Raw genomic sequence first — 6,009 nt, forward strand, 5'->3', positions numbered from 1 at the left:
CTCCTCCAGCGCCCAGCCCCCGGCCCCCGCCGAGTCCGCTCCGGCCCCGGAAGCGCCGGTCATCCAGGTGTCCGAGGAGGGCTTCTCCGTGTCTTCGGCGGACAAGGCCTTCGTGGTGAAGCTGCGCGGGCAGCTCCAGGCGGATGGGCGCTTCTTCGCCGACGATCCGGACCGCACCGGCACCAACACCTTCGTCATGCGGCGCGTGCGCCCCTTCGTGGAGGGGACGTTCTTCGGCTTCGTCGACTTCCGCTTCATGCCCGACTTCGGCAGCGCGCAGCCGCTCGTGCAGGACGCGTGGATCGACTTCCGCCCGAGCGACAAGCTCCGCCTGCGCGCGGGCAAGTTCAAGACCCCCTTCGGCCTGGAGCTGCTCCAGGCCGCGGTGAACACGCCGTTCATCGAACGCTCGCTCACCGTGGACCTGGTCCCCATCCGCGACGTGGGGCTGGAGCTGCACGGAGAGGTGCTCGGCGGACGCCTGCAGTACTCGCTCGCGGCCCTCAACGGCGTGCCGGACGGCGTGAGCGGGGACCTCAACTCGGATGACAGCTTCGACCTGGCCGGGCGGCTCTTCGCGCGGCCCTTCAAGGGCGGCGGCCCCTCCTTGCTGGAGGGACTGGGCGTGGGCTTCGCGGTGACGCGGGGCCAGCAGTTCGGCACGTCCACCACCCCCGGGGTGTCCGTCCTGCGCAGCACCGGCCAGGAGATCATCTTCAGCTACCTGGGCGCCACGCAGCCCGGTGGCCCCGTGACGGCGCACGGCGAACACCTGCGCTTCTCCCCCCAGGGGTACTTCTACAAGGGGCCGCTGGGCGTGATCGCGGAGTACGTGAGCTCGTCGCAGGACGTGCAGACGGGGGACACGCGCGCGCGCCTGCGCCACCACGCCTGGCAGGCGCTGGCCTCCTGGGTGCTGTTCGGCGGAGACGCCGCGTTCGACGGCGTCAAGCCGACGACGCCCTTCAACCCCAAGACGGGCGAGGGCGGCGCGCTGGAGCTTGCCGTGCGCTACCACGCGCTCGACCTGGACGACGACGCCTTCCCCCTCTTCGCGGACCCCGCGCGTTCGGTGAGCGAGGCGAAGGGCTTCGGCGTGGGCGCCAACTTCTACTTCAACCGGCGCGTGCGCTTCGGCGCCAACTTCCACCGCACGAACTACGAGGGCGGCGCGCCCGGCGGCGACCGCGCCCCGGAGAACGTCGTGCTGACCCGGTTCCAGGTCGCCTTCTGAAGCCGGGCCCGACACCGGACGGTGACGCCCGGTGTCACGCGGGCTTCGTCCTGCTGCGTCTTGAAGCCCGCACGCCACCTGGACGACGCTCCCGGCCGTCGTGACGGACGGCCCTTCCCCCAGGGCCTTGCGTCGCGGCACCCAGCCGAGAGGAAGCATGCCCGCGAACGTGCCCCCGCACCGCCCGGCGTCCGTTCGGACGCCCTCCCTGTCGAAGTGGCTCCCCCGCGCCGCGCTGCTGGCCCTGCTGGGGGTGTCCACGCCCACAGCCGCGCAGCAGCCCCAGCCCCCCACGACGGAGAACGTGCCACCTCCCACGCTGCCGCCCCTGCCGGAGCGCCGGGTCTTCTTCACCAGCCTCACCGTGGTCCGCTACAACCCGCTGGGGCTCGAGTCGCAGAACAAGCTCATCTACCAGAAGCGGCTGTTCGACAGCCCGTCGCTGCTGCTGCGCGACACGTTCGCCAGCGCCGCCGCGAGCCTCAAGCTGAGCCCCGCGTTCTTCAAGGTCGGGCCCGTGGTGGAGCTCCAGCCCGTGGCGATGTTCAACCTCCGCGGCGGCTACGAGTACGTCCAGTACTTCGGCACCTTCGGCAGCCTCCAGTCGTACCCGGACTCGTTCCAGCCCTACGACGACGACCTGCGCGACCTGACGAACGACTCCGCCTACGGCACGTCCGGGCACCACTTCTTCGTGGAGCCCACGCTGCAGGCGAAGGTGAAGTCGGTCGCGCTGCGCACGAAGCTGGCCATCGAGTACTGGAACGTGTCGCTGCAGGACGGAAGCCCGCGCGGGACTTTCTATGATCCGACGCTGGACACGCTGGTGCCGGGCAAGGGCTGGGTGCTCGCCAACGACACGGACCTCATCTGGATGACCGGCCAGTGGACGCTGGGCGCGCGCTTCTCCGCGGTGTGGCCCCAGTACGATGAAGACACCAACGCCGTGGATCCGCTGCCTGGCCGGAGCCTGCCGTCCAACAAGCACCTGCGCGTGGGCCCCATCATCGCGTATGCCTTCGACACCCGCCCGGGCGGCATGATGAACAAGCCCACCGCGCTGCTCATCGCCGGCTGGTACCTCACGCACGAGAACCGCAACGGCGCCCTGCCCTACCTGCTGGCCGGCTTCTCCTTCAGCACGGAGCTGCTCTCCGGGCGCTGAGGCTCACCCGAAGCCCTGGGCGCGCAGCACCGCGCCCAGCGGCAGGGAGCCCACGCGGTACGCGTCGAACCACCGCGCGGCCTGCTCCGGCGTCGGCTGCGTCCACCGCCAGCCCCCCTGCCCCGCGCCACCCTCGCAGCGGATCAACGAGGCCTGGAGCTGCTCCGCGTCGCGCAAGCGCAGGTGCTCGAACAGCAGCGGGCTCTGGCTGGTGACGAAGCCCTGACGGTCGCCCATGGCCGCCACGCACGCCCGCACCAGGTCCGCGTGCAGCCCGTCCGGCAGCTCGTCCGCGATGACGAACGCCTCGTGGACATCCAGGTAGTACAGGAAGGACAACAGCCGCTTCTGGCCATGGCCCAGCTCTTCCTGCGACACCGTTGAGCCGTCCGTGCGCGTGAACGCGAAGCGGAAGCCGCTGAAGCCCAGCCGCCCTCCCTCCGACAGGGGCGTCGACTCCGTCACGTCCAGCGTGAGCGTGCCCGACGCGAACCCCGCCAGCGCCACGAAGCGCGCGAGGAAGCCCTGCGGCAGCGTCTCATGGCGGAACATCAGCGTCGGGGGCAGCGGCTCCTCTTCCACCTGCTCGCGCAGCCACCCGGGCATCCACGCGGGCAGGGCCATGAGCCCCAGCGGGAACAGGTCCTCGCCCCGGCGCTCCATCGCGTAGCGGATGGTGCCAATGCGCTCGTACATCCCCAGCGCCTCGTCGAAGCGCGGCGGCGCCAGCAGGAACGTGCGGCGCAGCAGCTCCTTCAGCCGGTCCTTCACGCCGCGCTCCAGGTACTGCGCGGCCATGAAGAGCAGCGTCCACACGGAGCGGTCCAACACCGACCAGTGCATGCGCTTGGAGAAGCCGGCCGCGCCGTCCACCTCGCACGCGAAGCCCGTGGCGCTCGCGCGCATCACCAGCCGCACGTCCTCCGCCGCGTCCCAGCGCACCGTCGCGACGATGGAGGGCATCAGCCCGTGCGAGAGCGCCGCGGGAGGCAGCGCCAGCGCCACGCCCGGCCCCGTGACACCCGTGCCAGCCGGGCCCGTCGAGGCGGGCAGCGCGACCGGCGGCTCGTTGCGCACGGCCACGTCCACCGTGAGGTCGTCGAAGCGCAGCCCGTACTCCAGCGAGAACGGCTCTCGCAGGAGCCCGGAGAAGTCCGAGCACAGCACCGAGGACACCAGCTCCAGCAGCGTCGTGCGGCCGCTGCCCGTCGCCCCCACCACCACGTTGAGGGAGGGGCCGAACGTCAGGCGCGTGTCCGGCGCGAGCCCGCGGTAGTGGTGGACGTGCAGCCAGGTCAGCTTCATGGCGTCGCTCGCGAGCAGGAGGGCCTCAGCGCAGGCCCCGGGCCAGGTGGTGCGCGAGCCGCTGGAGCAGCTCCGTGTTCTCCGCCTCGGCCGCCTTCAGCTTGGGCAGCTGCGCCTTCAGCGCCTCCAGGTCCTTGCCCCGGGTGACGAGGTCCTCCGCGCCCAGCTCCAGCCAGCGCCCCAGCTCCTTCGCCGTCAGCTCCAGGTGGAACTGGAAGCCGTAGGACGACCCCAGCCGGAAGGCCTGCTGCGTGTAGCGGTCCGTGGACGCCAGCAACGTCGCGCCCGGCACCGGCGTGTACGTGTCCCCGTGCCAGTGCGCCACCGCCGTGCGCGGCTTCACGCCCGCCACCACCGGATCCTTCAGCGCGTCCTGCGTCCACCGCACCGGCCCCACGCCCACCTCGAAGCCGTTCTTCCCCGGCGACACCTGCGCCCCCGCCGCCGCCGCCAACAGCTGCGCACCCAGGCACACGCCCACGCACGCGCGGTCGTTCGCCAGCCGCTCTCCCAGCAACGCCAGCTCGTCGTTGAGGAACGGGTGGGCGTCCGCCTCATACACACCCATGGGTCCGCCCATCACCACCACCAGCGGCGCCTCCACGTCCTCGCGCCGCACCGTCCGGAACCGCCGCACCAGGGTGAACCCCGCCGCCTCCAGCGCGGGCCCCAGGAGCCCCGGCCCCTCATGCTCCTCGTGCTCGAACACCACCGCGCGCATCGTCCGACACCCTTCCCTTCCGCCACGCTCGTGCCGCACGCAGCCTAACGCCCCGGGCCACCGGAGGCCGCACCGCGGCACAAAACGGAATAGCCGGGGCATATATATTTCACAGCATTTCGTGCCATCATCACCGCGCCCGGTTTCCCCTATAAGCGTGAGGACCCGGGCATTCCCCCAGGTGTTCGCTGCGTCGTTTTCCGAAAGGAAGTTCCTCGTGAGCAAGAGCCTTCGCGGTTTCAAGTGGCTGGTCGGTACGGTGGTGGGCGTTTCCCTGCTGGGTGCCTGCGGCGCTCCGGCCGACGGTGACACCGCCCCGACCGAGGCCACCGAGCAGGCGCAGGGGTCGCTGACGGCGACCGTGTCGGTGCCCAAGGCGTCCATGGCGGCCAGCGAGACGGTGACGGTGCAGGTGACGCTGACGAACACCTCCGCCGCGCCGGTGAGCCTCTACAAGTGGGAAGTGCCCGGCATGGGCCTGACGGAAGGCCGCCTCTCCGTCCTCCGCGACGGCCAGGCCGTGGACTACACCGGCGCGCACTACAAGCGCGTGCTGGGCCGCGCCGAGGACGTCGTGACGATCGCCCCCGGCGAGAGCCTCTCCGGGCCCGTCGTCGTCTCGGATGTGTATGACCTGTCCGTGACGGGCACCTACGCCATCCGCTACGAGCTGGAGTCGCGCGCGGGCGTGACGGCGCTGGCCTCCAACGAGGTCAGCCTCTTCATTGAAGGCCGCCGCAACAGCCGCACGGAGCTGGAGGCGCAGCGCCAGGTCACCGCGCAGGGGCTGTCCTACTCGGGCGCGTGCACCAGCTCCGAGCAGTCCTCCATCACCACGGCGTTCAACAGCGCGAAGACCTACTCCAACAACTCCTACTCGTACCTGAGCGGGACGCCGTCCGCGACCACGCGCTACACCACGTGGTTCGGCACGTACTCCAGCACCGGCTGGAACACCATCAAGACGAACTTCAGCAAGATCGCGAACGCGTTCGCGTCCGCGTCCGTCGTGGTGGACTGCAGCTGCAACGACAGCGGCACCTACGCCTACGTGTACCCGGGCTCGCCCTACAAGATCTACGTGTGCGGCGCCTTCTGGAGCGCGCCCAACACGGGCACGGATTCGCGCGCCGGCACGCTGGTCCACGAGATGAGCCACTTCACCGTCGTGGCCGGCACGGACGACCACGCCTACGGCCAGACCGCGGCCAAGAACCTGGCGCGGACCAGCCCCACCAAGGCGCGCGACAACGCGGACAGCCACGAATACTTCACGGAGAACACCCCGTCGCTGCCGTAAGCTGACGCAAGGTCCGTTGACCGGGGGACGCTAGGCCACGGGCCTTGCGTCCCCCTTCTTTTTTCACGAGCACAAGGAGCGACACGTGATGCGGCTGGGACGAAGCAACCTCGCATGGCTCGCAATGTTGTCCACCGCCGCCTCGGTCACCGCCTGTACGCCGAAGCCTTCCGAGCCGCCCGCGCAACAGGCCGCCCCCGCCGTCGCGCCCCCCGCGCCGACGAAGGACACCGCACCGTCCCTGTCTCTTATACACCTCTGACGCTGCCGACGACTAGTCGAGT

6 protein-coding genes are annotated in these 6,009 nt (G+C 70.5%); 3 read left to right on the forward strand and 3 right to left on the reverse strand.

The window, feature by feature from the left end; all coding sequences use genetic code 11:
* Together D7X12_RS38285 and D7X12_RS38290 are read left to right on the forward strand one after the other, a co-directional pair.
* Window positions 1–1,234: OprO/OprP family phosphate-selective porin (locus tag D7X12_RS38285; RefSeq protein ID WP_120630108.1), on the forward strand; the 1,234-nt coding region annotated here is incomplete at its 5' end.
* Between the two features lie 157 nt (window positions 1,235–1,391).
* Window positions 1,392–2,399 carry a hypothetical protein gene (locus tag D7X12_RS38290; protein ID WP_120630109.1) on the forward strand — a complete coding sequence of 336 codons (1,008 nt, stop codon included), beginning with the start codon at window positions 1,392–1,394 and terminating at the stop codon, window positions 2,397–2,399.
* Window positions 2,400–2,402: 3 nt separating this feature from the next.
* Here D7X12_RS38290 and D7X12_RS38295 read toward each other — a convergent pair whose 3' ends face one another.
* On the reverse strand, window positions 2,403–3,704 hold the full coding sequence (locus D7X12_RS38295) for an AAA family ATPase (RefSeq protein WP_120630110.1): 1,302 nt from the start codon (window positions 3,702–3,704) through the stop codon (window positions 2,403–2,405).
* Between the two features lie 25 nt (window positions 3,705–3,729).
* Window positions 3,730–4,425, reverse strand: a complete 696-nt coding sequence (locus tag D7X12_RS38300; RefSeq protein ID WP_120630111.1) for a glutamine amidotransferase-related protein — start codon at window positions 4,423–4,425, stop codon at window positions 3,730–3,732.
* A 217-nt stretch (window positions 4,426–4,642) separates the two neighbouring features.
* On the opposite strand from D7X12_RS38300, the gene D7X12_RS38305 reads away from it, so the two are divergent.
* Window positions 4,643–5,725 (forward strand): M35 family metalloendopeptidase, encoded by a 1,083-nt coding sequence (locus D7X12_RS38305; protein WP_120630112.1) that lies wholly within the window; start codon window positions 4,643–4,645, stop codon window positions 5,723–5,725.
* A 63-nt stretch (window positions 5,726–5,788) separates the two neighbouring features.
* On the opposite strand, the gene D7X12_RS45665 is transcribed toward D7X12_RS38305, so the two are convergent.
* The coding region (locus tag D7X12_RS45665) for a hypothetical protein (RefSeq protein ID WP_208719555.1) at window positions 5,789–6,009 on the reverse strand (221 nt) is incomplete at its 5' end.

The organism is Corallococcus sicarius, assembly GCF_003611735.1.
Taxonomy (GTDB): domain Bacteria; phylum Myxococcota; class Myxococcia; order Myxococcales; family Myxococcaceae; genus Corallococcus; species Corallococcus sicarius.

Bases quoted from the DNA above. Each gene is read 5' to 3' on its own strand.
- D7X12_RS38290 (WP_120630109.1), top strand. From the start codon at position 1,392: ATGCCCGCGAACGTGCCCCCGCACCGCCCGGCGTCCGTTCGGACGCCC.
- D7X12_RS38300 (WP_120630111.1), bottom strand. From the start codon at position 4,425: ATGCGCGCGGTGGTGTTCGAGCACGAGGAGCATGAGGGGCCGGGGCTC.
- D7X12_RS38295 (WP_120630110.1), bottom strand. From the start codon at position 3,704: ATGAAGCTGACCTGGCTGCACGTCCACCACTACCGCGGGCTCGCGCCG.